Source organism: Streptomyces sp. NPDC101110 (assembly GCF_044759525.1).
Classification (GTDB): Bacteria; Actinomycetota; Actinomycetes; order Streptomycetales; family Streptomycetaceae; genus Streptomyces.
The window spans coordinates 194,645-221,577 of the sequence record NZ_JBIVZM010000002.1; the positions used below are offsets into that span (position 1 = coordinate 194,645).

General features: G+C 72.4%; 25 protein-coding genes and 1 pseudogene. 18 read left to right on the top strand and 8 right to left on the bottom strand.

Annotation, left to right across the window (positions count from 1 at the left end; translation table 11 throughout):
• Positions 1 to 22: 22 nt before the first annotated feature.
• Entirely contained in the window at positions 23 to 949 is a 927-nt protein-coding gene (locus ACIQU3_RS04255; protein ID WP_403923301.1) for an alpha/beta hydrolase family esterase, read from the bottom strand.
• A 572-nt stretch (positions 950 to 1,521) separates the two neighbouring features.
• Between ACIQU3_RS04255 and ACIQU3_RS04260 the strand changes: the two genes are divergently transcribed.
• From ACIQU3_RS04260 to ACIQU3_RS04280, 5 genes are all read left to right on the top strand, one after another.
• Complete coding sequence (locus ACIQU3_RS04260; RefSeq protein WP_403923303.1) at positions 1,522 to 3,612, top strand: non-reducing end alpha-L-arabinofuranosidase family hydrolase; 2,091 nt, start codon at positions 1,522 to 1,524, stop codon at positions 3,610 to 3,612.
• Positions 3,613 to 3,711: 99 nt separating this feature from the next.
• Positions 3,712 to 4,677, top strand: coding sequence for a glycoside hydrolase family 6 protein (locus tag ACIQU3_RS04265; protein WP_403923305.1), 966 nt, complete (start codon positions 3,712 to 3,714; stop codon positions 4,675 to 4,677).
• Between the two features lie 281 nt (positions 4,678 to 4,958).
• Positions 4,959 to 5,951, top strand: coding sequence for a dihydroxyacetone kinase subunit DhaK (gene dhaK / locus ACIQU3_RS04270; RefSeq protein WP_403727839.1), 993 nt, complete (start codon positions 4,959 to 4,961; stop codon positions 5,949 to 5,951).
• Between the two features lie 49 nt (positions 5,952 to 6,000).
• Positions 6,001 to 6,600: a dihydroxyacetone kinase subunit DhaL gene (gene dhaL, locus ACIQU3_RS04275; protein ID WP_403727835.1), complete on the top strand. Its 600-nt coding sequence runs from the start codon at positions 6,001 to 6,003 to the stop codon at positions 6,598 to 6,600.
• Positions 6,593 to 7,003, top strand: a complete 411-nt coding sequence (locus ACIQU3_RS04280; protein WP_403727831.1) for a PTS-dependent dihydroxyacetone kinase phosphotransferase subunit DhaM — start codon at positions 6,593 to 6,595, stop codon at positions 7,001 to 7,003. The genes dhaL and ACIQU3_RS04280 overlap by 8 nt, the downstream gene beginning before the upstream one ends.
• Before the next feature lie 326 nt (positions 7,004 to 7,329).
• Here ACIQU3_RS04280 and ACIQU3_RS04285 read toward each other — a convergent pair.
• Positions 7,330 to 8,010: pseudogene (locus ACIQU3_RS04285) on the bottom strand (glycoside hydrolase family 75 protein); the annotation flags it as partial.
• Positions 8,011 to 8,431: 421 nt separating this feature from the next.
• Here ACIQU3_RS04285 and ACIQU3_RS04290 point away from each other — a divergent pair.
• Both ACIQU3_RS04290 and ACIQU3_RS04295 read left to right on the top strand, forming a co-directional pair.
• Entirely contained in the window at positions 8,432 to 9,412 is a 981-nt protein-coding gene (locus ACIQU3_RS04290) for a fibronectin type III domain-containing protein (RefSeq protein WP_403727829.1), read from the top strand.
• A gap of 179 nt (positions 9,413 to 9,591) precedes the next feature.
• A complete protein-coding gene (locus ACIQU3_RS04295) occupies positions 9,592 to 10,131 on the top strand; it encodes a hypothetical protein (RefSeq protein WP_403727827.1) in 540 nt (179 codons plus the stop codon).
• A gap of 148 nt (positions 10,132 to 10,279) precedes the next feature.
• Here ACIQU3_RS04295 and ACIQU3_RS04300 read toward each other — a convergent pair whose 3' ends face one another.
• A complete protein-coding gene (locus tag ACIQU3_RS04300) occupies positions 10,280 to 10,828 on the bottom strand; it encodes a PadR family transcriptional regulator (protein WP_403727825.1) in 549 nt (182 codons plus the stop codon).
• A 28-nt stretch (positions 10,829 to 10,856) separates the two neighbouring features.
• Positions 10,857 to 12,872, bottom strand: coding sequence for an FAD-dependent oxidoreductase (locus ACIQU3_RS04305; RefSeq protein ID WP_403727823.1), 2,016 nt, complete (start codon positions 12,870 to 12,872; stop codon positions 10,857 to 10,859).
• Positions 12,873 to 12,969: 97 nt separating this feature from the next.
• On the opposite strand from ACIQU3_RS04305, the gene ACIQU3_RS04310 reads away from it, so the two are divergent.
• Positions 12,970 to 14,139, top strand: coding sequence for a M20 family metallopeptidase (locus tag ACIQU3_RS04310; protein ID WP_403727821.1), 1,170 nt, complete (start codon positions 12,970 to 12,972; stop codon positions 14,137 to 14,139).
• A 64-nt stretch (positions 14,140 to 14,203) separates the two neighbouring features.
• Here the strand turns inward: ACIQU3_RS04310 and ACIQU3_RS04315 are convergent, their stop codons facing one another.
• A complete protein-coding gene (locus ACIQU3_RS04315) occupies positions 14,204 to 14,572 on the bottom strand; it encodes a hypothetical protein (RefSeq protein ID WP_403727819.1) in 369 nt (122 codons plus the stop codon).
• A gap of 250 nt (positions 14,573 to 14,822) precedes the next feature.
• Here ACIQU3_RS04315 and ACIQU3_RS04320 point away from each other — a divergent pair, with 250 nt between their 5' ends.
• Positions 14,823 to 16,901: a SpoIIE family protein phosphatase gene (locus ACIQU3_RS04320; protein ID WP_403727817.1), complete on the top strand. Its 2,079-nt coding sequence runs from the start codon at positions 14,823 to 14,825 to the stop codon at positions 16,899 to 16,901.
• 6 nt (positions 16,902 to 16,907) lie between these two features.
• Here ACIQU3_RS04320 and ACIQU3_RS04325 read toward each other — a convergent pair whose 3' ends face one another.
• Positions 16,908 to 17,711: a putative protein N(5)-glutamine methyltransferase gene (locus ACIQU3_RS04325; protein ID WP_403727815.1), complete on the bottom strand. Its 804-nt coding sequence runs from the start codon at positions 17,709 to 17,711 to the stop codon at positions 16,908 to 16,910.
• A gap of 272 nt (positions 17,712 to 17,983) precedes the next feature.
• Between ACIQU3_RS04325 and ACIQU3_RS04330 the strand changes: the two genes are divergently transcribed.
• From ACIQU3_RS04330 to ACIQU3_RS04360, 7 genes are all read left to right on the top strand, one after another.
• The gene (locus ACIQU3_RS04330) at positions 17,984 to 18,421 is read left to right on the top strand and encodes a MarR family winged helix-turn-helix transcriptional regulator (RefSeq protein WP_403727813.1); all 438 of its coding nucleotides are present in this window, start codon (positions 17,984 to 17,986) and stop codon (positions 18,419 to 18,421) included.
• Positions 18,422 to 18,508: 87 nt separating this feature from the next.
• Positions 18,509 to 19,114, top strand: coding sequence for a sulfite oxidase-like oxidoreductase (locus ACIQU3_RS04335; protein ID WP_403727811.1), 606 nt, complete (start codon positions 18,509 to 18,511; stop codon positions 19,112 to 19,114).
• 7 nt (positions 19,115 to 19,121) lie between these two features.
• Positions 19,122 to 19,877 carry a ferredoxin reductase gene (locus ACIQU3_RS04340; RefSeq protein WP_403728278.1) on the top strand — a complete coding sequence of 252 codons (756 nt, stop codon included), beginning with the start codon at positions 19,122 to 19,124 and terminating at the stop codon, positions 19,875 to 19,877.
• Between the two features lie 214 nt (positions 19,878 to 20,091).
• Positions 20,092 to 20,673 carry a hypothetical protein gene (locus ACIQU3_RS04345; protein ID WP_403727809.1) on the top strand — a complete coding sequence of 194 codons (582 nt, stop codon included), beginning with the start codon at positions 20,092 to 20,094 and terminating at the stop codon, positions 20,671 to 20,673.
• 112 nt (positions 20,674 to 20,785) lie between these two features.
• Complete coding sequence (locus ACIQU3_RS04350; protein ID WP_403727807.1) at positions 20,786 to 21,754, top strand: acetylxylan esterase; 969 nt, start codon at positions 20,786 to 20,788, stop codon at positions 21,752 to 21,754.
• 113 nt (positions 21,755 to 21,867) lie between these two features.
• Positions 21,868 to 23,034 carry a serine hydrolase domain-containing protein gene (locus ACIQU3_RS04355; protein ID WP_403727805.1) on the top strand — a complete coding sequence of 389 codons (1,167 nt, stop codon included), beginning with the start codon at positions 21,868 to 21,870 and terminating at the stop codon, positions 23,032 to 23,034.
• A 175-nt stretch (positions 23,035 to 23,209) separates the two neighbouring features.
• Complete coding sequence (locus ACIQU3_RS04360) at positions 23,210 to 24,031, top strand: alpha/beta fold hydrolase (protein WP_403727803.1); 822 nt, start codon at positions 23,210 to 23,212, stop codon at positions 24,029 to 24,031.
• Positions 24,032 to 24,034: 3 nt separating this feature from the next.
• On the opposite strand, the gene ACIQU3_RS04365 is transcribed toward ACIQU3_RS04360, so the two are convergent.
• Positions 24,035 to 24,778, bottom strand: coding sequence for a class I SAM-dependent methyltransferase (locus ACIQU3_RS04365; RefSeq protein ID WP_403727801.1), 744 nt, complete (start codon positions 24,776 to 24,778; stop codon positions 24,035 to 24,037).
• Between the two features lie 4 nt (positions 24,779 to 24,782).
• Positions 24,783 to 25,346 carry a PadR family transcriptional regulator gene (locus ACIQU3_RS04370; protein WP_403727798.1) on the bottom strand — a complete coding sequence of 188 codons (564 nt, stop codon included), beginning with the start codon at positions 25,344 to 25,346 and terminating at the stop codon, positions 24,783 to 24,785.
• A 69-nt stretch (positions 25,347 to 25,415) separates the two neighbouring features.
• On the opposite strand from ACIQU3_RS04370, the gene ACIQU3_RS04375 reads away from it, so the two are divergent.
• Complete coding sequence (locus ACIQU3_RS04375; RefSeq protein WP_403727796.1) at positions 25,416 to 25,814, top strand: nuclear transport factor 2 family protein; 399 nt, start codon at positions 25,416 to 25,418, stop codon at positions 25,812 to 25,814.
• A 68-nt stretch (positions 25,815 to 25,882) separates the two neighbouring features.
• Positions 25,883 to 26,710 (top strand): class I SAM-dependent methyltransferase, encoded by an 828-nt coding sequence (locus ACIQU3_RS04380; protein WP_403727794.1) that lies wholly within the window; start codon positions 25,883 to 25,885, stop codon positions 26,708 to 26,710.
• Positions 26,711 to 26,933 lie beyond the last annotated feature (223 nt).

A 26,933-nucleotide genomic window follows, 5' to 3' on the forward strand; every position in this document is an offset into this window, starting at 1 on the left:
ATGGTGCTGCCGGGGGAGGCGTTCAGCTCCGGAACTGCGTGAAGAACTTCCAGACCTCTCCCGGCAGCCAGCTCCTGCCGCTGTCCCCGGGTGCCCCGTCCTGCGGTGCCGCGATGTGCCCTTCGTCGAACGCGGCCCAGGCGACCGGATGCCCGGTCGAGCAGCCCGAGTAGGTGGTGACCCGGTGCGTCAGGCTGCCCTGCGCCGGCTCGGGCGGGTTCTGGGGAGTGCAGCCGTTGTTCCTGACGAACCTGTCCCGCATCGCGCGTCCGCCGGCGATACCGAGGACGTTGTCCCTGAGGCCGTGCATTCCCAGGTAGGCGATCGGCCGGGTACCGTCGCTGCATCCGCTGAGCTGCCCGCCGCTCTGCACCGCGACCGCGCGGAAGACCGTCGCGCGGGAGCACGCGAGGGCGTACGACATGGCGCCTCCGTAACTGAACCCGAGAGCGAAGCGCTGTGTCGTCTCGACGCACAGGTCCGTCTCGACGCGCTTGAGCATGTCGTCGACGAACGTGACGTCCTCTCCGCCGCTGTTGGCCCAGCCGTTGTTGAGGCCCTGGGGCGCCAGGAAGACGGTGCTGTTGTTCGCCAGGCGCTGGAGTCCGTAGTAGGCCCAGGAGCCCGTTTCCACCGTGCGGCCGGTGGCGACGTCGGTGGAGGTGCCGCCCAGCCAGTGGAAGCCGATGACCAGCCGGTGCGCACGGTTGCGGTCGTAGCCGTCGGGGACGCGCAGGATGAAGGTCCGGTTCTTGCCGCCGCTGCGGATCGTGTGCGTTCCGCTCGTCAGGGTGGGGGCCTTGCCACACCCCGAGCTCGGGGCGGCGGCCGTGGACGCCGTGAGCGGGGTGCCCCCGCCCCGGCCGTGGCCCAGCACCGTGCCTCCCGTGCTCAGGACGACCAGCACCGCCAGCACGGCGCTCCATAAGAGGGATCCGGTCCTCGTCATCGTGAAACTCCCCTACCGGAACCGCGGTTCACGCGCGGCTCCATTTCTGGTGGGACTGCCCGTTGCGGGCCCGGGATGGTGGCTCGGTGTCGCCGGCGTCACATGGGCGGCGATCAGGTATGCCACGTACATGACAGCCTGACCAGTTCGAAATTTCGTACGCCATTCCGAAACTCGCGTTGCCAGAGATGGTAGACGGAGGCCGGAGCATGTCAACAGTACGAGCATCCGCATACGGCAAGCGACTGACCAGCGGCAATTTGGCACCCGGCCCATCGAATGTTTCGGTAATGAAATCGAATAATGCGAGAGGGATTGACGTGACCGGCGGGCCTCCTATCATCCAGGGTGCTCGACATGTCGATGAGCATTCGACATACCGAACAGGCGTAGTGCTCCACCTGTACGAGGCAAGGCACCTCCAGGGTCATGGGCCAACCGTTCGCTCTTCTTCACCACGCCATGCAGCCGCTCGGCGGCTCGGTCCGCGGCACGCACACGGATCGAGCCGGCCGCGCCCCCGGAGGCGACCGATCGCACTGCGCGACCCCCCACCCTCCACGAGGAGAACCATGAACCCACTGAAACGGCTCGGCGGTCGCCGTGCCGCGGTCCTCGGCCTGCTGGCCGCGACGGTCCTGGTGACACCGGGGACGGCGACCGGTGCGCCCGACGCCGTGCAGGCCTCCACCCTGGGCGCCCAGGCGGCCCAGTCAGGGCGGTACTTCGGCACCGCCGTGGCCGCCGGACGGCTCGGCGACGGTACGTACACCGGCATCCTGGACCGCGAGTTCAACTCGGTCACTCCCGAGAACGAGATGAAGTGGGACGCGACCGAACCCTCCCGCGGCTCGTTCACCTTCGCCCGCGCCGACCAGATCGCCCAGCGCGCACAGGCCCGCGGCCAGCGCCTGCGCGGACACACACTGGTCTGGCACTCCCAACTGCCCGGCTGGGTCGGCTCCATCAGGGACGCGAACACACTGCGCGGGGTGATGAACCACCACATCACCACCGTGATGAACCGCTACAAGGGCCGCATCCACTCCTGGGACGTGGTCAACGAGGCCTTCGCCGACGGCGGCAGCGGCCAGATGCGCAGCTCGGTCTTCCGGGACGTGCTGGGCACCGGCTTCGTCGAGCAGGCCTTCCGCACGGCACGATCGGCGGACCCGGCGGCCAAGCTCTGCTACAACGACTACAACATCGAGAACTGGAACGACGCCAAGACCCAGGGCGTCTACCGCATGGTGCGCGACTTCAAGGCGCGCGGGGTGCCCATCGACTGCGTCGGCCTCCAGGCCCACTTCGGTGCCGGCGGCCCGCCCGGCAGCTTCCAGACGACGCTGTCGAGCTTCGCCGCCCTCGGGGTGGACGTCCAGATCACCGAGCTGGACATCGCGCAGGCATCGACGACGGCTTACGCGAACACGGTACGGGCCTGCATGAACGTCGCGCGCTGCACCGGCATCACGGTCTGGGGCATCCGCGACAGCGACTCCTGGCGCAGCGGCGAGAACCCGCTGCTCTTCGACCGCAACGGCAACAAGAAGCCGGCCTACAACGCGACCCTGACGACGATGGGCGGCACGCCCGCAGCGGCCAGCGGCAGGAATCCGGTCACCGTCGGCACGCCCGCGGCGTTCCGCGGCAGGAATCCGGTCACCGTCGGCACGCCCGCCGGCGCACGCGGCGCCGCCGAGGTCACCGCACTGCCCAACCGCTACTCGTGGAGTTCGAGCGGCCCGCTGATCTCGCCGAAGTCCGACTCGGCCCACAACATCGCCGGGATCAAGGACCCCACGGTCGTGCAGTACAACGGCAAGTACCACGTGTTCGCCAGCACCGCCGGTTCCTCCGGCTACAACCTGGTCTACCTGAACTTCAGCGACTGGTCCCAGGCCGGCTCGGCCACGCACCACTACCTCGACCGCACCGCCATCGGCCGCGGCTACCGGGCCGCGCCGCAGGTGTTCTACTACGCGCCGCAACGCCTGTGGTACCTCGTGTACCAGACCGGCAACGCGTCGTACTCCACCAACCCCGACATCAGCAACCCGAACGGATGGAGCGCGCCGCGCAACTTCTACTCGTCGATGCCGGACATCATCAGGCAGAACATCGGCAACGGCCACTGGGTCGACATGTGGGTGATCTGCGACAGCGGCAACTGCTACCTGTTCTCCTCCGACGACAACGGACACCTGTACCGCTCGCAGACGACCACCGGTCAGTTCCCGAACGGGTTCACCAACACCGTCATCGCGGCCCAGGACTCCAAGTACGCGCTGTTCGAGGCGAGCAACGTGTACAAGGTGCAGGGCAGTAACCAGTACCTGCTACTGGTCGAAGCCATCGGATCGGACGGCCGGCGCTACTTCCGGTCCTGGACCTCGGGCAGCCTGGCCGGCTCCTGGACGCCTCTGGCCGCGTCCGAGAGCAACCCCTTCGCACGGGCCGGCAACGTCTCCTTCCCGGCGGGCGCCTGGACGCGGGACATCAGCCACGGCGAGATGATCCGGGCCGGCTACGACCAGACGCTGACCATCCCCGCCTGCCGGTTCCAGTACCTCTACCAAGGCATGAACCCCAACGCGGGCGGCGACTACAACCTGCTCCCGTGGCGGCTCGCCCTGCTCGCCCAGACGAACTCGTCCTGCTGACCGGCCGAGCCGTGGGGAGCGCCGCCTCATGGGAGCGCTCCCCCTCCCCGGCTCGCCGCCGACCTCCGCACGCTCCCTGCCGGAAACCGAGGTACCGTCATGCGCCGCAGTCTCCTCGCCCTGGTGGCAGCGCTCTCCTCACTGCCGCTGGCGCTCGCCGCCGCCCCGGCCGCTCAGGCGGCCGACCCGACGACCATGACCAACGGGTTCTACGTGGACCCCGACTCCAGCGCGAAACGGTGGGTCGCCGCCAACCCCGGCGACGGCCGGGCCCCCGCGATCAACGCCGCCATCGCCCAGACGCCGACGGCCCGCTGGTTCGGCTCCTGGAGCGGCGGCATCGGCACCGCCACCGGCGCCTACACGGGCGCCGCCGACGCCCGCGACAAGCTGCCCCTCCTCGTCGCCTACAACATCTACAACCGTGACTACTGCGGCGGGCACTCCGCGGGCGGAGCCTCCTCGCCGTCCGCCTACGCGAGCTGGATCGCCCAGTTCGCGGGCGGGATCGGTGGCCGCCCGGCGGTCGTCGTCCTCGAACCGGACTCCCTCGGGGACTACGGCTGCATGAGCCAGGCGCAGATCGACGAACGCGAGAGCATGCTGACCGGTGCGCTCACCGAGTTCAGCCGCCGGGCACCCAACACCTGGGTCTACCTCGACGCCGGCAACCCGGCCTGGACGGACGCGGCGACCATGGCCCGGCGGCTCCACGAAGCCGGTGTCCGGCAGGCTCACGGCTTCTCGCTCAACGTCTCCAACTACCTCACCACGGCGGAGAACAAGGCCTACGGCGACGCCGTCAACAGGGAACTCGGCGCCCGTTACGGCTACACCAAGCCGTTCGTCGTGGACACCAGCCGCAACGGCAACGGCTCGAACGGCCAGTGGTGCAACCCGGCGGGCCGCCGTATCGGCACGCCCACGCGGCTGGGCGGAGGCGCCGAAATGCTGTTGTGGATCAAGGTTCCCGGGGAGTCCGACGGCAACTGCGGTGTGGGAGGCGGCTCCACGGCCGGGCAGTTCCTCCCCGAGGTCGCCTACAAGATGATCCACGGCTACTGATCCCGGCGGTTCGGGCGCTTCCCGGACTCCCTGCTCTCGCACCGCAACGCCCCGCGGGCCGGGGCCGACCGCACCCGTGAAGGACGCGGACGGCCCCGGCCCCGGTGCGCCGGGCCTCCCTGATCTACGAGGTCCTTGATGCGGCCGACGGCCTCGGTGACTGCACCACCGCCCGCCGCGGACCGACGGGGAGCAGCCAAGATCGACAACTGGTCAAACGTCATCTGGGCTGCGAAGCTGGAGTTCGAGGGCTCATCTACTAGGTTGTCTAGGAGGTACCCGTGAAGATGCTGATCAACGTCCCGGAGAACGTGGTCGCGGATGCACTGCGCGGTCTGGCGGCTGCCCACCCGGAGCTGACCGTGGACGTGGAGAACCGGGTGATCGTGCGGCGGGACGCTCCCGTCGCCGGACAGGTGGGGCTGGTGTCGGGCGGAGGCTCGGGGCACGAGCCGTTGCACGGGGGTTTCGTGGGTCCCGGCATGCTGTCGGCGGCCTGCCCGGGCGAGGTGTTCACCTCCCCCGTGCCCGACCAGATGCTGCGCGCGGCCGCCGCCGTCGACAGCGGCGCCGGCGTGCTGTTCATCGTGAAGAACTACACCGGTGACGTGCTCAACTTCGACATGGCCGCCGAGATGGCCGAGGACGAGGGCATCCAGGTGGCGAAGGTGCTGGTCAACGACGACGTGGCGGTGACCGACAGTCTGTACACGGCGGGCCGGCGCGGGACCGGCGCGACCCTGTTCGTGGAGAAGATCGCGGGCGCCGCCGCAGCCGAGGGCATGCCCCTGGAGCGGGTCGAGGCCATCGCCCGGCAGGTCAACGAGAGCTCCCGCAGTTTCGGGATCGCGCTGAGCGCCTGCAGCACCCCGGCCAAGGGCAGCCCGACCTTCGATCTGCCGCCCGGTGAGCTGGAGTTGGGCATCGGCATCCACGGCGAACCAGGCCGGGAGCGGCGCGCCATGATGACCTCCGGGGAGATCGCCGAGGCCGCCGTGGAAGCGGTGGTGGAGGACCTCCAACCGCGCAATCCGGTGCTGGTCCTGGTCAACGGCATGGGCGCGACGCCGCTGCTGGAGCTGTACGGCTTCAACGCCGAGGTGCACCGGGTGCTCGCGCAGCGCGGCGTCCCCGTGGCCCGCGTCCTCGTCGGCAACTACGTCACCTCCCTGGACATGGCGGGCGCCTCGCTCACCCTGTGCCAGGTCGACGAGGAACTGCTGCGGTTGTACGACGCGCCGGTGAGTACCCCGGGTCTGCGCTGGGGCATGTGACGCGCACAGGGCAGAGGATCACCACGTACCTACCAGGCAAGGAGACCCAGTGCTCGACGCCGCATTCTTCCGCCGCTGGATGACGGTGACCGCCGCGTCCGTCGACCGCGAGGCGGAACGGCTCACCGCCCTCGACTCCCCCATCGGGGACGCCGATCACGGCACCAACCTCCAGCGCGGGTTCAGGGCCGTCGCGGCCGCCCTGGAGAAGGAGCCCCCCGGCACGCCCGGCGGGGTGCTGACCCTCGCCGGACGCCAGTTGATCTCGACGGTCGGCGGCGCCGCGGGACCGCTGTACGGCACGCTGCTGCGCCGTACCGGCAAGGCCCTGGGCGATGCCGGCGAGGTCAGTGCGGAGCAGCTGGCCGAGGCCTTGCGGGCGGGAGTGGACGCGGTCATGACGCTCGGCGGCGCCGCCCCGGGTGACGCGACCATGATCGACGCGTTGGTGCCCGCGGTGGACGCGCTCGGCGACTCGTTCACCGCGGCCCGGACCGCCGCGGAGGAGGGCGCCGTGGCGACGACGCCCCTGCAGGCGCGCAAGGGCCGGGCGAGCTATGTGGGCGAGCGCAGCATCGGCCACCAGGACCCCGGGGCCACGTCGGCGGCCCTGCTGATCGCCGGCCTCGTGGAGGCCGCCGGTGAGTGACGAGCAGCTGGTGGGGATCGTACTGGTGTCGCACAGCGCGGAGGTGGCCGCTTCGGTCGCCGAGCTGGCGAAAGGCCTGGCCGGTGGCGCTCCGGCGGTGCAGGTCGCTCCGGCGGGCGGCACCGAGGGCGGCGGACTGGGCACCAGCTCCGAACTGATCGCCGCGGCGGCCGCTTCCGTCGACCGCGGTGCCGGTGTGGCCGTCCTGACCGACCTGGGCAGCGCGGTGCTCACGGTGAAGGCGCTGCTCGCGGAGGGCGACGAACTCCCCGAGCGCACACGCCTGGTGGACGCGCCCTTCCTGGAGGGTGCCGTGGCCGCGGTCGTCACGGCGTCCACGGGGGCGGACCTGGCGGCGGTGGAGGCGGCCGCCACGGAGGCGTACACCTACCGGAAGGTGTGAGCGGCGGATGCGGCCGGGCACACCCGGGCGGTGCCGGGCCCGGCCGCAGGTCTGCCGGTGACGCACCCGACCCCGGGGCCGCCCGTGGCGCGCCCGGCCGCAGGGCCGGCAACAGGCCCGCCCGTGAGATGCCCGGGCCACCGCGGGCCCGCCGGAGATCCGCCCGGTCGCCGGCCCGCGAGCGGTGCACCCGGCCACGGGCCCACCGGAGATCCGCCCGGCCACAGACCCGCGAGCGGTGCACCCGCCCCCGAGCCCGTCGGCGGTCCGCCCTGCCGCAGGCCCGCCGGTGAGGTGTCGTCAGATGTTCCGCCTTCGTTCGCCCGTTTCCCGGCGACGAACTGCTTCGCGACCCGCTCCCCCTTTGCCACGGCGGCGGTGTGGTCCTCGATGGGCGACACCTTGGTGTTCTTGAAGGCGATGTAGGTGACTCCGGAGGGTGCGCCGCCGCCGTGCGGGTCGGCGCGGATGCCGAGGGCCTTGGCGGTCGCGTAGGAAGCCTCCCCGATGACGTCCTGCGGGCCCGCGTCGCCCACCACCGCGTACTGCACGCGGTCGCGGTACACGACGGCCACGAGCGAGCCGCCGCCGATGCCGTGGGCCCGGTAGTCCCAACGGGCGCTCGGGGCGGGTACGACGACGAAGGGCAGGCGTTCGGCGCTCAACGGGCGGCCGTCCGACTGGGGGTAGGCCGTGCTCGCCGCGAAGTACGGGTCGGTCCGGGAGTTGCAGCGCGGCCCCGGCCGGCCGTCGCAGTCGATGTCCATGTCGGCCTTCCAGAACACGACGTCGCGGGTGCCGCAGACCGGGATCTTGGCGGAAGCGCCGGCGTCGCTGCGGTAGCGGCCGCGGGAGACGGGGTCGCAGTCGCGCACCTGGGCCAGCAGGTCGGCGGCGCTCACCGTGCTCTCGCGCCATGCCGCGGGCCGGGGGTGGGCGGCGTGGGGCGTCGTCGAGGCGAGCAGGGCGGCACTGGCGGCGGCCAGAGTGAGCGAATGGACACGCACGATACGGGAGCCTCTCGCTGGGGACCTGACGGGCACTCAGCCCAATCTGTCCCCCGGGTGATCACCCGGCTACCGCTGGGGGGCCGGACGGTGCATGCCTCCAACGTCCGACGGGGGCCGGAGACCTGAGTCCGCGTAAGGATCCGGCCGCCCCGACCCCACGGCCCCGGGCGGGAACCGTCATGACAGCGGTCCGGGTGACGGGTCCCAATCACCCGCTGTACAGGGGGGGTTCGGCCGTGTCACCCCCAGCATGCACAGCACTCCCGGGCGGTCGGGCACAGCCGGGGCTGACGCCGATCCGGTCAGGGTCATGCCGGTTCACCCGGATGCCCTCTTGATGTGCTCCCGCCAAGGCCGTCATATTGGTACGGACCATTCCGGTGTCTCTGTCGGCCGACCACCCCCGGGAGGCAGTGCCGTGCGAGGACGTCCCACTCCCTCGTTCCTCCTCCGCCGCCTGGCGGTCTGCGGAACCCTCACGCTGGTGACGGCCTGCGGCGGGGCCGGGGCGCAGGAGGGTGACGGCGGCCGTGTGCCCGGCGCGCCGACGGGTGTCACCGCGGTGGCGGGCAGCGCGAGGAGCGTGCACGTCATGTGGAACACGGTCGCCCTGGCCGAGGCCTACGAGGTGTACCGGGGCGCCACGAAGGTCGAGGAGGTAGCGGGTTCGCAGCACATGGTGGATGTCACCGGCCTTCGTCCCGCCACGCCGTACGTCTTCTCCGTGCGTGCGCGGGACGCCGGTGGGCGGATCGGGCCGCCCAGCCGCGAGGTGCGGGCCAGGACGTCCCCGGCCGTCGCGGACGACCGCTCCGCACCGAGCCGGCCGTCGTCGTCAAAGGGGCGGGCGGCGGGGAGCCGAACGGTCCAGCTGTCCTGGTCCGCCTCGACGGACGACCGGGGGGTGGCGTCGTACGACATCCATCAGGGTGACACGAAGATCCACAGTGTGGGCGGGCAGCAGACGGCCGCCGTACTGACGGGGCTGCGGCCCGGCACGCGCTACGCGTTCACCGTCCGGGCCAGGGACGCGGCCGGGAACGTCTCCCCCGCCGGGCCCGCCGTCCACCTCACCACCGCGGGCACCGACGACGGCCGCGCCACCGCCCCCACGGAGTTCCGGGCGACGAGCCACCGCGAGGACGGGGCCTACCATCTCGACCTGAGCTGGGTGCCGCCCCGGGTGGACGGTGAGGTGACCGAGTACCGGATCCAGCTCGACGGCCGGGCGGCGACGTCCCTCGTGTACGGCGGCAGCGCCCCGCGCGAGCGGGCGACGTACAGCTTCTACGTGGGGCGCACGGCCGGTGTCACGCACCGGGTCCGCGTCCGGGCGATGCTGCCGGACGGCACCTGGGGAGGTCTCTCCGCGGAGCGCGTGGTGACGACGGGGAGCTGACGGCTCCATGTCATCGGCGGTCATCGGCCGGCAGGAGGTGGCCGTCACCTGCACGGGGGCGCTCGAAGTGCGGCCGGGGCCGTGGTCGCTTTGGCTGACCCCGAGGCAGCACGGGCGTTCCCCGACCCTCGGCGGCGCAAGGGATGTACCGCCGACCGTGCCGCCGGAGGGCAGTCCACATGCGCAACTCATCGTCAGTTCTCCGCTCCGGCCTGACCGTGGCAGTCGCCGCGCTGCCCCTCGCCCTGGCCGCGGTACCCGCCGTCGCGGGCCCGGGCATCTCCGTCAGCACGACGGGCTCCACGGTGTCGGTCACGACCAGCTCGTGCACCCAGATCAACGGCAGCTGGGGCACCGCCTCGCTCCTCACCAGCAGCCAGGGCAGCTTCGCCCAGGGCCGCCAGGTGACGCTGTCGGGGACGTCCGCGAGTCAGTCGGCGGCCTGGTCGAACGTCTCCCCGGGCACGTACACGGTCATCGTCGTCTGCTCGGACGGCACCACCGCGGGCACGCAGTCCGTCGTGGTCTCCACCGCCCCCTCCCCCTCGCGGTCCGCGTCCCCTTCCGCGTCGCCGTCCCGTGGCGTCATGGGCGGGGTCGGCGGCAGCACGACGGACTACGGGACCGTCACACTGGTGGCGGGCGGCGCGCTGGTCGGGGCCGGCCTCCTGGGGACGGCCTGGTACCTGCGCAGGCGCAACAAGCCGTACCGGCTCTGACCCGGTACGTACGTCGGCCCGCTCCCCCGAAGCGCTCCGGGCGGGCGGGCCGACGTCATGCCCCGACCGGGTCGGCCGGCCGGACAGCTGGTTCAGCCGGTCAACCGGTCAGCCGGTGAGCCGGTCAGCCGGTCAATCGGTCAATCGGTCAGGTTGCCTCGTCAGGGAGTTCGGCGAAGTCCGCCAGGGCCTGCCTGAGCCACCGGGTCCAGAAGGTCTCCAGGTCGATCCCGGCCCGCAGCACGAGGTGCCGCAGCCGGACCTCGGCGCCGTCCCGGCCAGGCGGGAAGTCGCGCTTCTCGATCTCCTCGTACTCCGCGAGCTGCCGCTCGTGCAGCTCCAGGTGGCGGCGCAGATCGTCCTCCAGGCCCTCCGTGCCGACCACGGCCGCCGCCCTGAGCCGCAGCAGCAGCGGGTCGCGGTGCGGCCGGGGGTCCTGGGAGGCGGCGGTCCACCGGGCGAGTTCGGCACGGCCCGCGGGCAGGACCTCGTAGGCCTTCTTCTGCCCTCGGGCCGGCTGCTCGGACGGCAGGGCCCTGATGAGGCCGTCGGCCTCCAGTTTCCCGAGCTCGCGATAGATCTGCTGGTGCGTCGCCGACCAGAAGTAGCCGATCGACCGGTCGAACCGGCGGGTCAGCTCCAGGCCCGACGACGGCTTCTCGAGCAGGGCGGTGAGGATCGCGTGCGGGAGTGACATGGCCTCATCCTAGGGACGCGTATCCGCACTACAGGGCGGCTGCGAGCTCCGTTCCCTGCTTGATGGCGCGCTTGGCGTCCAGCTCGGCGGCCACGTCGGCGCCGCCGATGAGGTGCGCGCTCCGGCCGGCGGCGATCAGTTCCTCGTACAGGCCCCGGCGCGGCTCCTGGCCCGTGCACAGCACGATCGTGTCCACCTCGAGGACCGTGCTCTCCTCACCGACGGTGATGTGCAGACCGGCGTCGTCGATCCGGTCGTAGCGCACGCCCGGGACCATGGTGACGCCGCGGAGCTTGAGCTCGGTGCGGTGGATCCAGCCGGTGGTCTTGCCGAGGCCGGCGCCGACCTTCGAGGTCTTGCGCTGGAGCAGGTGGACGGTGCGCGGCGGGGCGGGCCGCTCCGGCGCGGCGAGACCTCCGGGGCCGCTGTAGTCCATGTCGACGCCCCACTGGCGGAAGTAGGTCGCCGGGTCCTCGTGGGCCTTGTCCCCGCCGTCGGTGAGGAACTCGGCGACGTCGAAGCCGATGCCGCCCGCACCGAGGATCGCGACCCGGTCGCCGACGGGTGCGCCGTCGCGCAGGACGTCGAGGTAGCCGACGACGCTCGGGTGGTCGGCACCGGGGATCTCCGGGGTGCGCGGGGTGACACCGGTGGCGACGACGACCTCGTCGTAGTCGTCGACGTCCGCGGCCGTGACGGGCGTGTCGAGCCGGACGTCGACGCCGTGCCAGTCGAGCTGGGTGCGGAAGTAGCGGAGCGTCTCGTCGAACTCCTGCTTGCCGGGAACCTTGCGGGCGACGTTGAGCTGGCCGCCGATCTCGCTCGCCGCGTCGAACAGCGTCACGTCGTGGCCGCGTTCGGCGGCGGAGACCGCGCAGGCGAGGCCGGCCGGTCCGGCACCGACGACCGCGACGCGCTTGCGCAGCCGGGTCGGGGAGAGCACGAGTTCCGTCTCGTGGCAGGCGCGCGGATTGACCAGGCAGGAGGTGATCAGGCCGCTGAACGTGTGGTCGAGGCAGGCCTGGTTGCAGCCGATGCAGGTGTTGATCGCCTCGGGGCGCCCGGCCGCGGCCTTGGTGACGAAGTCGGGGTCGGCGAGCATCGGGCGGGCCATCGACACCATGTCGGCGGCGCCCTCGGCGAGCAGTTCCTCGGCGAGTTCGGGGGTGTTGATGCGGTTGGTGGTGACGAGCGGGACGGACACCTCGCCCATGAGCCGCTTGGTCACCCAGGTGTACGCGCCGCGCGGCACGGAGGTCGCGATGGTGGGGATGCGGGCCTCGTGCCAGCCGATGCCGGTGTTGATGATCGTCGCCCCGGCGGCCTCCACGGCCTTGGCGAGGGTGACGACCTCGTCCAGCGTCGAGCCGCCCGGGACGAGGTCGAGCATGGACAGCCGGTAGATGACGATGAAGTCCTCACCGACCGCCTCGCGCACCCGGCGCACGATCTCCAGCGGGAAGCGCATGCGGTTCTCGTAGGAGCCGCCCCAGCCGTCGGTGCGGTGGTTGGTCTGCAGGGCGATGAACTCGTTGATGAGGTAGCCCTCGGAGCCCATGATCTCGACGCCGTCGTAGCCGGCCTGCCGGGCGAGGCGGGCGGCGCGGGCGTAGTCGTCGATCGTCCGCTCGATGTCCGCGTCGGTGAGCTCGCGGGGCGGGAAGGGGCTGATCGGCGCCTGGACCGGGCTCGGCGCGACGAGGTCCTTGTGGTAGGCGTACCGGCCGAAGTGCAGGATCTGCATCGCGATCCGCCCGCCCTCGCGGTGCACGGCGTCGGTGATGACCCGGTGCTGCCCGGCCTCCTCCTCGGTGGTGAGCTTGGCGCCGCCCTCGTAGGGCCGTCCCTCGTCGTTGGGGGCTATACCGCCGGTGACGATCAGGCCCACTCCCCCACGGGCGCGGGCGGCGTAGAAGGCGGCCATGCGCGCGAAGCCGCCCTCGGCCTCCTCCAGGCCGACGTGCATGGAGCCCATGAGGACCCGGTTGGGCAGGGTGGTGAAGCCCAGGTCGAGGGGGGTCAGCAGGTGCGGGTAACGGCTCATCGGGCCCTCCGTGCGCGGTGTCGTGCCTGTAGTTGTAGAGGACTACCGACCGTTTATGCAACTAGTTGCACAAGGTGATGGAGGGCACAGTGGAGCCATGACCAGGGACCTTGACCCGCTGACCGACGTGGTGGACCTCGCGGGCGAGCTGATCCGCCGGCCGAGCCGGGCGGGGCTCGACGACCCCGCACCCGTCCTGGGGGTCCTGGAGGACTGGCTCTCCGGGCACGGGCTGCCGTACCGCCGTCTGTACGGCGACACGGGCAGCCCGGTCGCGCTGCTGGTGGAGATCGCCGGCGGACGGCCCGGGCCCTGGTGGGCGCTGGACGCCTGCGTGGACACCGCGCCGTACGGCGACGAGACGGCGTGGTCGTTCCCGCCCGCCGCCGGGGACGTCGTCGACGGCCGGCTGCGCGGCCGGGGCGCCGCGGACTCCAAGCTCGCCGCCGCGCTGTTCTGCCGCATCGCGGCCGAGCTGCACGGCCGGACGGACGAGCTGCGCGGCGGGCTCGCGGTGCTGCTCGACGCCGACGAACACACCGGCGGCTTCGGGGGCGCCCGGGCCTACCTCACCGACCCGGACGCGGCCCGCCCGGCCGGGGTGATGATCGGCTACCCGGGCCTGGAGGAGGTCGTGGTCGGCGGACGCGGGCTCTGGCGGGCCGGAATCGCCGTGCACGGCATGCCGGGGCACTCCGGGGCGCGCCGGACGGCGGTGGGTGCCGTGTCGCGGGCGGCGCATCTCGTGCGGCTGCTGGAGGCGTCCCCGCTCCCCGGGGCGCGCGGGGACTTCCCGCTGCCGCCGAGGCTGACGGTGACCTACTGCCACGGCGGTGAGGGTTTCTCCGCCGTCCCCGGCCGGTGCGAGATCGGCGTCGACGTGCGCACCACACCCGGGTTCGGCGCCAGGGACGCCGAGGACCTGGTGCGTACGGCGGCGGCAGGGCTGGACGCGGCTCTGCCCGCCCCGCGGCCGACCGAGGTCACCGCGGTGGCGTCCTGGCCGCCGTACCGGCTGGCCGCGGACGAGCAGCCGGCCGCGGCGCTCCTGGACGCGGCGGCCGGGCAGGGGCTGCGGGTGCGGGCCAAGACGGCGGGCCCGTCGAACATCGGCAATCTCCTGGCGGCCGAGGGCATCCCGGCGACGGCCGGATTCGGCCTGCCCCACGAGGGGCTGCACGGCGTGGACGAACTCGTGCACCTGGCCGACCTGCCCGTGGTGCACGCCGTCTACCGGCGGGCGGTCCTCGGCCTTCTCACGGGATGAGGCGCCAGGTCGTGCCAGTCGCCGCGCGGCAGGCGGGGCTTGGCGGACACGACCCAGGAGGCGGTCACCGGCTCTGCAGACGCACGTGCAGCTCCTTCTCCTGGTCGCCGGAGACCGTGCTCAGGTCGTGCACGTCGAACAGCGATTCCAGGGTGGTGCGGAACCTTTCGATCGCCCAGTAGCCGCCGTGCAGGTCGGCGTCGACGGAGGACGACAGGTGAACCGGCCGCGCGCCCTCGTGCTCGTCGGCGACGTCGAACGTGCCGAGCCACACGGTCGGGCGGGTCTCGTGCAGTTCCTCCGGCACGTCGTCGGCACACCGGTCGGACTCGAAGCAGGAGCACAGTGCGTCGAACACGGTCCGGGCGTCGTGCTTGCTGCACCCGCTGATCTCCACCGAGACGGAGTGGGGGTGCGGTCGCTCGTGGTTCATCACCATCGTGATCGCTCCTTACGTGACAACCCGCTGCCGTATCCGCCCCTACCCCAGCAAAGCACCACCTTCCGGCGAGCACTACCGGCGGTGCCCTTCTCCGGGTGACGGATTTTGCGGGGCGGTCCGGGCCGTGTTGGGAGATGGTGGAAGGTGACGGAAGGGGCCTTCGGGAACGGCTCCGCGCGGTAGAACATGGGGTGTCGGCACACGACGGCGTGCCGCGAGGACGGCGAAGGCGGGGCGTGGGATGAGTGCAGCCGGGTCTCCCGAATCCGCAGGCGACGGTCCGGTGCGCGGATCGGCGCGCCCGAGCGGATTGCTCGACGTGCTGCGCGTGGCCTCGGTCGTCCTGGACGCCGAGGGCCGCATCGTGCTGTGGAGCCCGCAGGCCGAGGAACTGTTCGGGTACGAGGCGCGGGAGGCCCTCGGGCAGTACGCCGCCCGGATCATGGTCCACGAAGAACACGTCGACCTCGTCGTCAAGTTGTTCGCCGACGTCATGGGCACCGGCCAGAGCTGGGCGGGAGCCTTCCCCATCCGCCGCAAGGACGGCGCCACCCGGCTCGTGGAGTTCCGCAACATGCGGCTGCTGGACGACCAGGGCGACGTCTACGCGCTGGGACTGTGCGCCGACCAGCGGACCGTGCACCGGCTGGAGCGCGAGGTGGCGCTGTCGACGCGGATGATCGCGCAGTCCCCGAGCGGGCTGGCCGTGCTGGACACCGAGCTGCGCTACGTCTCGGTCAACAAGGCGCTGGAGGAGATCAACGGGGTACCGGCGGAGGAGCACCTGGGCCGCACTCCGCGCGAGGTGGTGCCCGGGATGGACGTGGACGCGCTGGAAGCCGCCACGCGCCAAGTGCTGGAGACGGGCACGCCGGTCGTCGACCGGTCCACGATCGGCCGCACCCCGGCCGACCCCCACCACGACCACGCCTGGTCGGTCTCGCTGTACCGGCTGGAGAACGCCTTCGGGACCGTACTGGGCGTCGCCGTGTCGATCGTCGACGTCACCGAGCAGTACCGGGCGGGCATCGAGGCGGAGGCGGCGCGCCGGCGTCTGGCCCTGATCGCCGACGCCTCGGGCCGGATCGGCACCACGCTGGACCTGGACCGTACGGCCCGCGAGCTGGCCGACGTGGCCGTGCCGGAGCTCGCCGACATCGCGGCGGTCGATCTGCTGGACGCGGTGGTGCAGGGCCGGCGCACGAGTCTGGGGCCCGCCGAGTCGGCCGTGATCCGTGCGCTGGCGGTCCAGGGGTACGACTCCGCCGAGGCCCTGGAGGCGGCCGACGCTCCCGGCCACGTGGCGCGGTACGCCCCCGACCGGCTGGTCACGCAGTGCGTGCGCACGGCGAGCCCGGTGATGCTGCCGGAGGTCAAGGACGAGGACCTGGTGCACATCGCCCGCTCCCCGGAGGCGGCCGAGCTGCTGGGCCGGGCCGGGGTGCACTCCTATCTGGCGGTACCGCTGATCGCGCGCGGTGAGGTGCTCGGCGCACTGGACCTCAAGCGCACCCGCAATCCGCTGCCGTTCAGCGAGGACGACCTGCTGCTGGCGCGCGAGCTGGCCGCCCGGGCCGCCGTGCAGATCGACAACGCCCGCTGGTACCAGGGCGCCCGTGAGACCGCGCTGACCCTGCAGCGCAGTCTGCTGCCCACTCATCCGCCGGTGACGGGCGGGCTGGAGGTCGCCTCCCGGTACCAGCCGGCGGGCGCCACCAGCGAGGTGGGCGGCGACTGGTTCGACGTGATCCCACTGGACGGCGGCAGGACGGCGCTCGTCGTGGGCGATGTGATGGGCAGCGGCATCCCCGCGGCCGCGGCGATGGGGCGGCTGCGCACGGCGACCCACACCCTCGCCTCCCTCGGTCTCGAACCGAACGTGCTCCTGGAACATCTCGACAAGATCACCGCGGGTCTCGAGCAGGCCATCGCCACCTGTGTCTACGCCGTCCACGACCCGCATCTGCGGCAGTGCCGGATCGCCAACGCCGGGCATCTGCCGCCAGTGCGCGTCCGGGCCGGCCGGCCGCCGGAGCTGCTCGGTCTGCCGACCGGGGTGCCGCTCGGCGTGGGCGGTGTCGCCTTCTCCACGACCACCGTCGACCTCGAGCCCGGCGACCGGCTGGTGTTCTACACCGACGGTCTCGTCGAGACCCGCCGCGACCCGATCGACGAACGGCTCGAGAGGCTGCTGTCCCTGCTCGACGGGCCCGACCTGCCGCTGGAGGACGTCTGCGACCTGCTGCTGCGCACCCTGCACGAGCCGGACAACTTCGACGACGTGGCCCTGCTCATCGCGCGGGCGACCACACCGGACTGAGCGACCTCACGGCCGGACGCCGACCACCACGTGGGCGTACCGCTCCTCCGACACGGCCAGATGGGTCGTGAGTCCGTTGCGCTCGAACGCCTCGACGGCGGCCGGGGCCTGGTGCCGGCTCGTCTCCACCAGGACGCAGCCGCCGGGGGCGAGCCAGTGGGGCGCCCCGGCCGCGACCCGGCGCAGGACGTCGAGGCCGTCCGTGCCGCCGTCGAGGGCGGCCAGCGGCTCGTGATCACGGGCCTCCTGCGGCAGCAGCCCGATCTCGTCGCTCGGCACGTACGGCACGTTGGCCGCGAGGATGCCGACGCGGCCCCGCAGGGCGACCGGCAGCGCCTCGAACAGATCGCCCCGGTGGACACGTCCGCCGACGGCGGCGACGTTGCCGCGGGCACAGCGCACGGCGGCCGGGTCGATGTCGGCGGCGTGCAGTTCCACGTCGCCGAGCCCGGCGGCCAGGGCCGCTCCCACGGCGCCCGATCCGCAGCACAGGTCCACGACCACGGCGGCGCCAAAGGCCCGCCGCAGGGCCTGCTCCACCAGGAACTCGGTGCGCCGCCGCGGCACGAAGACGCCCGGGGCGACGGCGATGCGCAGGCCACGGAACTCGGCCCAGCCGACGACGAGTTCGAGTGGCAGGCCCGCGACACGACGCTCGACCATGGCGGCGGTCTCGGCCGGGGTGCGCGCGGCGTCGAGGATCATCGCGGCCTCGTCCTCGGCGAAGACGCAGCCCGCGGCGCGCAGGGCGGCGACGACGGAGTCACGGGACGACGGCGTGGAAGGGGGGACTGCGGACACAGACGGCATGGAAGCCCAGAGCCTTTCGGGAACCGAAGGGCGCTCCGGTGATCGCCTACGACCGGCGATCGGCGTGACATCGAGAGGAGAGCACCCGAGCTGACACAGCGGTAATGGGTCTCACCTCCTCGGCTTCCGACGGCCGGGTCCTCCCCGGGCCGGACGGCAACCCTACCCGACGGGCCCGCGGCCCGGTACGGCCCTCGGGACGGCGTCCGGCCGGGTGGTTGGGTCGTGCAACCATGGAGGAAGTCGAGAACCACCGCCGGTGAGGAGGTCCCGTGCACACCGCAGACGCCGTGGAGACCATCCAGCGGGAGATGACCGTCTTCGCCCGCCGGGCCCGGGCGGCGGCGGGCCGGATGCACCCCGAGCTGTCACTGGTGTCGTACACGCTGCTCGGGCACCTGGAGGAGAGCGGTGGGTGCCGGGCCACCGACCTGGCCGCCCACTACGCCCTCGACAAGTCCACCGTCAGCCGCCAGGTGACGGGACTGGAGCGCGCCGGTCTCATCGAGCGCCGCCCCGACCCGGCGGACCACCGCGTCCAGGTGCTGCACCTGACCGGAGCCGGGCGGCACATCCTGGCCCAGGTCACCGAGAGCCGCCGGGCGGCCTTCCGGGAGCGTCTGGCGGACTGGCCCGTGGAGGACCTGAGCCGGTTCGCGGACTACCTCGTGCGCTACAACGCCTCGCCGGGTCCCGGCCGGCAGGACTAGCACACCCGGCACGTACGGTTGAGTACGCACACACCGAGCACTCCGGTCCGGCGGGGCACCGTCGGCCCGGCCCGGAGGCACCACCGCATGCACATCACCCGAGGCTTCACCGGGCGTCCCCGCGTCGCCGACCCCGGACTGCCGCCCGGCCAGTACGACGCGGGCGACGACTGGCCCGTCCTGTCGGCCGAGGTCACTCCCGAGCTGGCGGCCGCCGAGTGGACCTTCCGCGTCGACGGGCTGGTGACCGAGCCCCGCTCCTGGGACTGGGAGGCGGCGCACCGGCTGGAACCGTCGGCGTACGAGGGTGCCATCCACTGCGTGACGAGCTGGTCGAAGTTCGGGGTGCGCTTCGCGGGCGTGTCCCTGGACGCGTTCCTGGATGTGGTCCGGCCCCATGGGTCGGCCACCCATGCCGTCGCCTACTCGCACACCGGTTACACCGCGAACCTGCCGCTCGCCGACCTGACCGGCGGCCGCGCCTGGATCGCCTGGGAGTACGACGGGCGGCCGCTCGCCCCCGAGCACGGCGGCCCCGCCCGGCTGCTCGTGCCGCACCTGTACTTCTGGAAGAGCGTCAAGTGGGTGGCGGGCCTGCGGGTCCTCGACCACGACGAGCCCGGCTTCTGGGAACGCAACGGGTATCACGAGCGGGGCAACCCCTGGGAGGAGCAGAGGTACTCCGGTGACTGAGACCGCCGTGACGGAGCGCTTCGTGCCGCCCACGCGGTTCGCCGTGCCCGGGCGCATCGCCGTGCACGAGCAGGCCGCGTCCGAGTGGCAGACCGCCACCCTCGTCGAGATCCGCCGCGAGACCCCGCGCGTGGCCACCTTCCGGCTCGCCGTGCCCGGCTGGCCGGGCCATCTGCCGGGCCAGCACCTGATGGTGCGGCTGACCGCCGAGGACGGCTACACCGCCCAGCGGCACTACTCGCTCGCGTCCGCGCCGGACGATTCCGGGCACGTCGAGCTCACCCTGGACCACGTCGAGGGCGGAGAGGTCTCGGGCTGGTTCCACGCGGTCGCCCGGCCCGGTGACCGGATCGAGGTGCGGGGCCCGGTGAGCGGCTTCTTCGCGTGGCCGGGCGACCGGCCCGCCCTGCTCATCGGCGCCGGCTCCGGGGTCGTGCCGCTGATGTCGATGGTCCGGCACCACCGGGCACGGCACCTGACGGTGCCGCTGCGGATGGTGGTGTCGGCGCGCAGTCCTGAGGAGCTCGTCTACGCCCGGGAGTTGGGTGCGGAGACCACCACGGTCTTCACCAGGAGCGCGCCGGAGGGCACGGCCATCGGACGTATGGCGACCGCACATGTGGCACCTCTCCTGGCCGAGCAGCCTTCCGGTGGGTGGGAGGCCTATGTGTGCGGCTCCAACTCCTTCGCCGAGCACGCCTCACGGTTGCTGGTGACGGCCGGTCAGCCGGTCGATCGGATCCGCATCGAACGGTTCGGCTGACCGCGGTGTTTCGCCGCGCTCGCGCCGGGCACCCAGCCGTGGATTCCGGCCGGCCGCTCCTGCCCCGCAGGTGGCCGCAGGGCGATCGACGGTGCCGGACGGGGTATCCGGTCGGTGGGGGCACATCGCACGCGTGACGTGACGCGGAGGAACGGCGGCGCACCGCACGGCCGGTCCGGCCATCCGGCCGCGATGACGGCGAGGAGGTGGGCATGTGCGGACCCTGAAGCGAAGCCGGCGCTGGCGGCGCAGTCCGCTGCGGCGCCGGTCGGACGTCGTCGAGGCGTGGACGGTGCCGGCGGTCGCCGTCCTCCTCCTCGTGGGCGCGCCCCTGGCGGGGACGGCCGCCGCCCGGTGGGCACACGGCGAGGCGCGGTCGCTTGCGGCGGAGCAACGGGCCGAGCGGCACTCGGTCCGGGCCGAGGTGGTCGAGAGGAACGACTCGCTGCCGTCGGTGCAGGCCGGCGGACAGCACGCCTACCGGGCAAACGTGCGCTGGACGGAGCCGGGCGGAGCCAAGCGCACCGCGACGGCCCGGGTCCCCGCGGACACCCGGCAGGGCGAGACCGTGGAGGTCTGGTTCGACGATCGGGGGCGCAGTGTCGCGCCGCCGGTGGACGGCTCGGCGGTGTGGCAGCACACCCTCACCGTCGGGACGTGCGCCACGGGCGGGACCGTGTTCGTGGTGCTCTTCGGTCATTCCCTGGTGCGCCGGGTGGCGTGGCGCCGGCGGATGGCCGAATGGGACCGCGCGTGGTCCCGTACGGAGCCGGAGTGGACGCGTCGCAACGCGTGACGTTCCGGGCCCCGGAACGGTCCGGACGAACGCCTGGCCCGCCCTCCGACCCCGCCCGTAGGGTGATCATCCGCACGGCCCCGTAGCTGCTTCCCACCCAAGGCGGTCCCGTATGGCCCTGTTCGACCTTCCGCTCGACGAGCTCCGTGAATACCGCAGCGCGGCCGACGAGCCCGAGGACTTCGACGCCTTCTGGTCAAAGACCCTCCAAGAGGCGCGTCTGCACGACCTGGACGCCCGCTTCGAACCGGTCGACACGGGCCTGACCACGGTGCAGGTTTTCGACGTGACGTTCGCGGGCTTCGGCGGTCATCCGGTCAAGGGCTGGCTGACGCTCCCGGCCGGCGCGGACGGCCCGCTGCCGCTGGTCGTGGAGTTCCTGGGCTACGGCGGCGGGCGCGGGCTCCCCCACGAGCACCTGCTGTGGGCGTCCTCGGGCCGGGCGCACTTCGTGATGGACACCCGTGGGCAGGGCAGCGCCTGGGGCGGGGGCGGCGGCACGGCGGACCCGGTGGGCGGCGCGCCCGCGTACCCCGGTTTCATGACCCGCGGCATCGACGCCCCGGAGAACTACTACTACCGCCGGGTGTACACGGACGCGGTGCGTGCCGTGGAGGCGGCCCGCTCCCACCCCCTGACCGACCCGACGCGCACGGTGGCGGTCGGTACGAGCCAGGGCGGCGGCATCACGATCGCGGTCGGCGGTCTGGTCCCGGATCTGGCGGGCATCGCGCCCGACGTGCCGTTCCTGTGCGACTTCCCGCGCGCGGCGACGCTCACGGAGCGGCACCCGTACCGGGAGATCGGCCTCTACCTCAAGACTCACCGCGGCCGTACCGAGGACGCCCTGCGCACGGTGTCGTACTTCGACGGCGTCCACTTCGCCGCCCGCGGCCGGGCGCCCGCGCTGTTCTCGGCCGCCTTGGAGGACCAGACCTGCCCGCCGTCGACCGTTTTCGCGGCCTTCAACGCCTGGGCCCACGACGACAAGGCGATCGAGGTCTACGACTTCAACGACCACGAGGGCGGCGGCCCCTTCCAGGAGGCGGTCAAACTGCGCTGGATGCGCTCGTACATCTGATCCAGCCGGTTTCCCACCGCCGCACTTCCGCGCGGTCCGACCAGTCGGTACGTTCATCGCGCCCGGCCCGCGACGCGGCGTACCGGGCCCGGGACGGTCGGCGGAGGGGGCTCATGTCCGAGTTCGGGACACAGGTGCGCGGTCACTGCGACGCGCGCTTCACGGCGGTACGCGAGGCGTTCGAGGAGAACTTCCGGGAGCGCGGTGAGCTGGGCGCCGCGGTGGCCGTCACCGTCGGCGGCCGGACGGTGGTGGACCTGTGGGGCGGCTGGGCGGACGCGGCGTGCTCCCGCCCGTGGGAGCGGGACACCCTGGTCAACGTGTGGTCCACCACCAAGGGGCCGGTGGCGCTGTGCGCGCACATCCTCGCCGACCGGGGGCTGCTGGACCTGGACGCGCCGGTGGCCCGGTACTGGTCCGAGTTCGCGGCGGCGGGCAAGGAGAAGGTCCTCGTCCGGCATCTGCTGTCCCACCGCGCCGGTCTCGCGGGTCTGCGGGAGCCGCACTCGCTGGAGCAGCTGTGCGACTGGGAGCTGACCACGCAGCGGCTCGCGGCGACCGAGCCCTGGTGGGAACCGGGCACCCGGTCCGGCTACCACGCGCTGACCTACGGCCATCTGGTGGGCGAGGTCGTACGTCGGGTGTCGGGACTCGGGCCGGGAGCGTTCCTGGAGCGGGAGGTGACCGGCCCGCTCGGCCTGGACTTCCGCATCGGCCTGCCGGAGGGGGAGTACGGCCGGGCGGCCGAGCTGGTTCAGGCACCGGCCACGGGCGGCAGTGAACAGGCCGCGGTCTTCGCCCGGCTGGCGCCGGCGGCCGTCGCCGCGCTGACCAATCCGGCGGTGTCCGCCGCCACGGCGAACACCCCGCAGTGGCGGGCCGCGGAGATCCCGGCGGCGAACGGCCACGGCACCGCGCGCGGGGTCGCCGGGCTGTACGGCGTCTTCGCGGGTCTCGGCGCCCACGAGGGCCACCGCCTGCTGTCGCCCGAGGCCGCCGAGCGGGTGCGCGAGGGACAGGGCGGCTGCCGGGACCTGGTGCTCGGCGCCGGTTTCGAGCACGAGACGGAGGCCGGCCTCGGGCTCTGGCTCAGCGGCCCCGCGGGCTCCTACGGACCCAACCCGCGCGCTTTCGGACACGACGGCTTCGGCGGCTCCTGCGGGCTCGCGGACCCGGAAGCGGGGGTGTCCCTGGGCTATGTCATGAACCGGATGGGGCCCCGCATCGCCGACGACCCGCGCAAGACGGCGCTGATCGACGCCCTGTACAGGGTGCTGTGAGGGTGGGCCCCGGGGGGGCGCCGGTTCCGGACGCCCCCTGCCGGGCAGAAGTCGCCGCTCGCGGCCGGCAGTCGTCGCTCACCCGTTCGGCGGACTGCCGACGCGGGCCGGCGGAGATGACGGAGATCATCGAGAGACGGCACGGCTTCCCCCGGCGAGACCCGAGAGGATCCCCATGACCATGTTCACGACCTCCGACGGCACCGAGCTCTACTACAAGGACTGGGGCGAGGGGCAGCCCGTGGTGTTCAGCCACGGCTGGCCCCTCAACGCGGACGCGTGGGACGGGCAGGCCCGGCTGGTCGCCGAGCACGGCTTCCGGGCGATCGCCCACGACCGCCGCGGGCACGGCCGCTCGGGCCAGCCCTGGCAGGGCAACCACATGGACCGGTACGCCGACGACCTGGCCGAGCTGATCGAGGCCCTGGACCTCCACGACGCGGTCCTGGTGGGGCATTCCACCGGCGGCGGCGAGGTGGTCCGCTACCTCGGGCGGCACGGGACCGCGCGGGTCGCCAAGGCCGTGCTGCTGGGGGCGGTGCCGCCGCTGATGCTGCGCACGGACGCCAATCCGCAGGGCACGCCGAAGGAGGTCTTCGACGGGATCCGCGGCGGCGTGGCGGCGGACCGCTCGCAGTTCTACTGGGAGCTGAGCGAGAGCTTCTACGGCTTCAACCGGCCCGGTGCGGCCGTCTCGGAGGGCATGCGGCGGGCCTTCTGGCGGTGGGGCATGCAGGCCGGCCTGAAGGGTGCCCACGACTGCGTCGAGCAGTTCTCCGAGACCGACTTCACGCAGGACCTGCGGCGCATCGACGTGCCGACGCTCGTCGCGCACGGGGACGACGACCAGATCGTGCCCATCGCCGCCTCGGCCCACCGGACCTCCGAACTCGTCGAGGACGCGACACTGAAGGTGTACCCGGGCGCCCCGCACGGCCTGGTCGGCGACTTCGAGAAGGCCTTCAACGACGACCTGCTGGACTTCCTGCGCGGCTGATCCTCACGCCCGCGCCCGGGCCGGGTCCGGCAGCCGCGCCATGACCAGACGCACCCGCGGGCTGCCGTCGGGCCGACGGCCGAATTCCGGCAGGGCGCACAGCTCCACCCGGAAGCCGGCCTCCGTGAGTTCGCGCCGCACGTCCGCCAGGCGGAACGCGCGGTAGTACATGACGAACGGAGGCCGCCAGAGCGCGTTGCGCACCCGCATCACGGTGTCGAAGCCGAGCAGCGCCCAGTAGCCGGGCGAGCCCGGGCGGGGCGGGGCGACCAGCGGGAAGGCGAAGCAGCCGCCCGGCCGCAGGACGGAACGGACCTGGGCGAACAGCCCGGGCAGTTCGCGGGGCAGGAAATGCCCGAAGGCCCCGAAACTGACCACCAGGTCGAAGGCGGGCCCGAAGGGCAGCGCCCGGGCGTCGGCCCGGACCCACGAGACCGGCGGGCCCGGCGGCCCGACCCGCTCGCGCGCGACGTCGAGCATGCCCGCGCTGAAGTCGACACCGGTGACCCTCTCCCGGCACACCCGCGCCAGCACACCGACGCCCGCCCCGGTACCGCAGCACAGATCGAGTCCGGCGTCGAAGGGCCCGGTCCTTCGCAGTACCGAGCCGACGGCGTCGAGGATCGCGTCGGGTGTCCGGAACGGCGTGTGGTCGAACTTCGGCGCGAGGAGGTCGTAGCCGTGCTCGACGGACGACAGCGCCTGGACGGCGAGTTCGCGCACACTGGGGCCTTCGGGGCTGAACATCGGCTCAGCCTAGGGGAGCCCGCTGCCGCAGGACGGTGAGTACGCGCTCGCACCAGCGGACGTTCTCCTCCTCGAAGGAGATGCCGCCCAGCAGCGTGAGGTACGGGCCGATGCGGTCGGCCTCCCGGAGGTACTCCGCCTCGGTGCGTCCGGCCAGGAGGCGTTCGCGCACCCGCCGGTAGCGGGCGAGCTTCCCGCGGGCCCACGCCTCGCGCTCCTCGACCAGCACACGCGTGGCGTCCGGGTCCACGCCGTCCATCGCCTGGATCTTGATGAGGAGTTCGTCGCGGATGGCGGTGGGCCGCCGCGGCGGCGTGGCGGCGAACGCGTCCAGGTCCCGGCGGCCGGCTTCGGTCAGCGTGAACATCCGTTTGTCGGGCCGTCGTTCCTGGCGGACCACCCTCGCCTCGATCAGTCCGTCCTGCGCGAGGCGCTCCAGTTCGCGGTAGAGCTGCTGGGGGGTCGAGGCCCAGAAGTTGGCCAGTGACACGTCGAACACCTTGGACAGCTCGTACCCCGAGGCCTCGCCCTCCAGGAGGGCCGCCAGCACGGCGTACTTGAGAGACATGTGGACACCGTACCAACAGATGATTATTCTACTCCGCACCTACTCAACAAATTGACCAAGGCGGTTTCGATGCGTGCATTCCGTGAGGCGATCGAGAAGCTCGACCTCGATGCCGCCGAGGCGCTGCTGGCGCCGGACGTCGTCTTCACCAGTCCCGTCGTGTTCAAGCCGTACAGCGGCAAGGCGATCACGGCGGCGATCCTGCGCGCCGTCTCCGGGGTCTTCCAGGACTTCCGCTATGTACGCGAGATCAACGACGCGGGCGGCCGCGACTCCGCCCTGGTCTTCACCGCACGCGTGGGCGACCGGGAGATCAACGGCTGCGACTTCATCCATGTCGACGAGGACGGACTCATCGACGAATTCACGGTCATGGTCCGCCCGTTGTCGGCGGCCCAGGCTCTCGCTGCGGCCATGGGCGAGCAGTTCGAACGGATCACCGAGGAGGCGCGCTCCCGCTCGCTCTGAGCGCCACGTCCCGATTCCGTTCCCGCGTTCTCCCGGTACGGGCGACCGGTTCGCGGTTGGATGTCCCCATGACGTCCGTCGAGCACGAGCGGCTGATGCGGGCCAACCAGGCGAACTGGGACGCCCGCACGCCCGTCCATCTCGCCAGCCGCTTCTACGGTCTCGACCAGGACCTCGACCCCGGGCGCTGGTTCGCCCCGTTCGAGTGGGAGGACCTCGGCGAGCTCGCCGGACGTGACGTGCTGCACCTCCAGTGTCACCTCGGGACGGAGACGATCGCGTTCGCGCGGCGCGGCGCCCGGGCCGTCGGCCTCGACTTCTCCGAGGCGTCGGTGTCGGCCGCCCGGGACATCGCGGCGCAGGCCGGAGCGGACGTGACGTACGTCCGGGCGAACGTGTACGACGCGGTCGAGGCGCTGGGCGGGCGGCGGTTCGACGTCGTCTACACCGGCAAGGGCGCCCTGTGCTACCTCCCCGACCTCGGCCGGTGGGCGGAGATCATCGCCCGGCTCCTGCGTCCCGGCGGCCTGTTGTACGTCGTCGAGTTCCACCCCCTGCTCAACGCGCTCGGGCCGAAGCCCGGTCCGGGCGAGGGGCCCGAGCTGCTGTTGCGCCACGACTATCTGGGCGGTGCCGGCCCGGTGCACCGCGACGGGACCCACACCTACACCGACGGCCCGGCCCTCGAGGGTGCGACGGACAGTTACGAGTGGCCGCACGGAATGGGCGAGGTCGTCAACGCGTTGTCGGGTGCGGGACTCACCGTGCGGCGACTGCGGGAGGGTGACGAGCTCCCCTGGCCGCGCTGGCCGCGGATGGTCCGCACGGCGTCCGGCTGGTGGCGGCTGCCCGAGCCGCGCATTCCGCTGCTGTACGGGCTGCTGGCCACGCGTTGAGGTAACGGCTTGCCTCCACCGCGTTCGGTGGTACAGTGCGAACAGCACGTGTGTACGCCCCTGTTGACGGGCGCCGGTGCTGTTTTCTTCACTCTCTCCTTCTTTCCGGCACCACGACGTGTTCGTCGTATCCGAGGTGCTGTTCCCCGCCGCCCGGAGGCGTGCCACCGGCCCTCCCCTCGCGGCTCTCTCCCCTACCTCGCATGTCCCATGCCTGCCGTCC

Coding starts and splice junctions, on each gene's coding strand:
- ACIQU3_RS04255 (WP_403923301.1), bottom strand. CDS start 949: ATGACGAGGACCGGATCCCTCTTATGGAGCGCCGTGCTGGCGGTGCTG.
- ACIQU3_RS04260 (WP_403923303.1), top strand. CDS start 1,522: ATGAACCCACTGAAACGGCTCGGCGGTCGCCGTGCCGCGGTCCTCGGC.
- ACIQU3_RS04265 (WP_403923305.1), top strand. CDS start 3,712: ATGCGCCGCAGTCTCCTCGCCCTGGTGGCAGCGCTCTCCTCACTGCCG.
- ACIQU3_RS04295 (WP_403727827.1), top strand. CDS start 9,592: ATGCGCAACTCATCGTCAGTTCTCCGCTCCGGCCTGACCGTGGCAGTC.
- ACIQU3_RS04300 (WP_403727825.1), bottom strand. CDS start 10,828: ATGTCACTCCCGCACGCGATCCTCACCGCCCTGCTCGAGAAGCCGTCG.
- ACIQU3_RS04305 (WP_403727823.1), bottom strand. CDS start 12,872: ATGAGCCGTTACCCGCACCTGCTGACCCCCCTCGACCTGGGCTTCACC.
- ACIQU3_RS04310 (WP_403727821.1), top strand. CDS start 12,970: ATGACCAGGGACCTTGACCCGCTGACCGACGTGGTGGACCTCGCGGGC.
- ACIQU3_RS04315 (WP_403727819.1), bottom strand. CDS start 14,572: ATGAACCACGAGCGACCGCACCCCCACTCCGTCTCGGTGGAGATCAGC.
- ACIQU3_RS04320 (WP_403727817.1), top strand. CDS start 14,823: ATGAGTGCAGCCGGGTCTCCCGAATCCGCAGGCGACGGTCCGGTGCGC.
- ACIQU3_RS04325 (WP_403727815.1), bottom strand. CDS start 17,711: ATGCCGTCTGTGTCCGCAGTCCCCCCTTCCACGCCGTCGTCCCGTGAC.
- ACIQU3_RS04335 (WP_403727811.1), top strand. CDS start 18,509: ATGCACATCACCCGAGGCTTCACCGGGCGTCCCCGCGTCGCCGACCCC.
- ACIQU3_RS04350 (WP_403727807.1), top strand. CDS start 20,786: ATGGCCCTGTTCGACCTTCCGCTCGACGAGCTCCGTGAATACCGCAGC.
- ACIQU3_RS04355 (WP_403727805.1), top strand. CDS start 21,868: ATGTCCGAGTTCGGGACACAGGTGCGCGGTCACTGCGACGCGCGCTTC.
- ACIQU3_RS04360 (WP_403727803.1), top strand. CDS start 23,210: ATGACCATGTTCACGACCTCCGACGGCACCGAGCTCTACTACAAGGAC.
- ACIQU3_RS04365 (WP_403727801.1), bottom strand. CDS start 24,778: ATGTTCAGCCCCGAAGGCCCCAGTGTGCGCGAACTCGCCGTCCAGGCG.
- ACIQU3_RS04370 (WP_403727798.1), bottom strand. CDS start 25,346: ATGTCTCTCAAGTACGCCGTGCTGGCGGCCCTCCTGGAGGGCGAGGCC.
- ACIQU3_RS04375 (WP_403727796.1), top strand. CDS start 25,416: ATGCGTGCATTCCGTGAGGCGATCGAGAAGCTCGACCTCGATGCCGCC.
- ACIQU3_RS04380 (WP_403727794.1), top strand. CDS start 25,883: ATGACGTCCGTCGAGCACGAGCGGCTGATGCGGGCCAACCAGGCGAAC.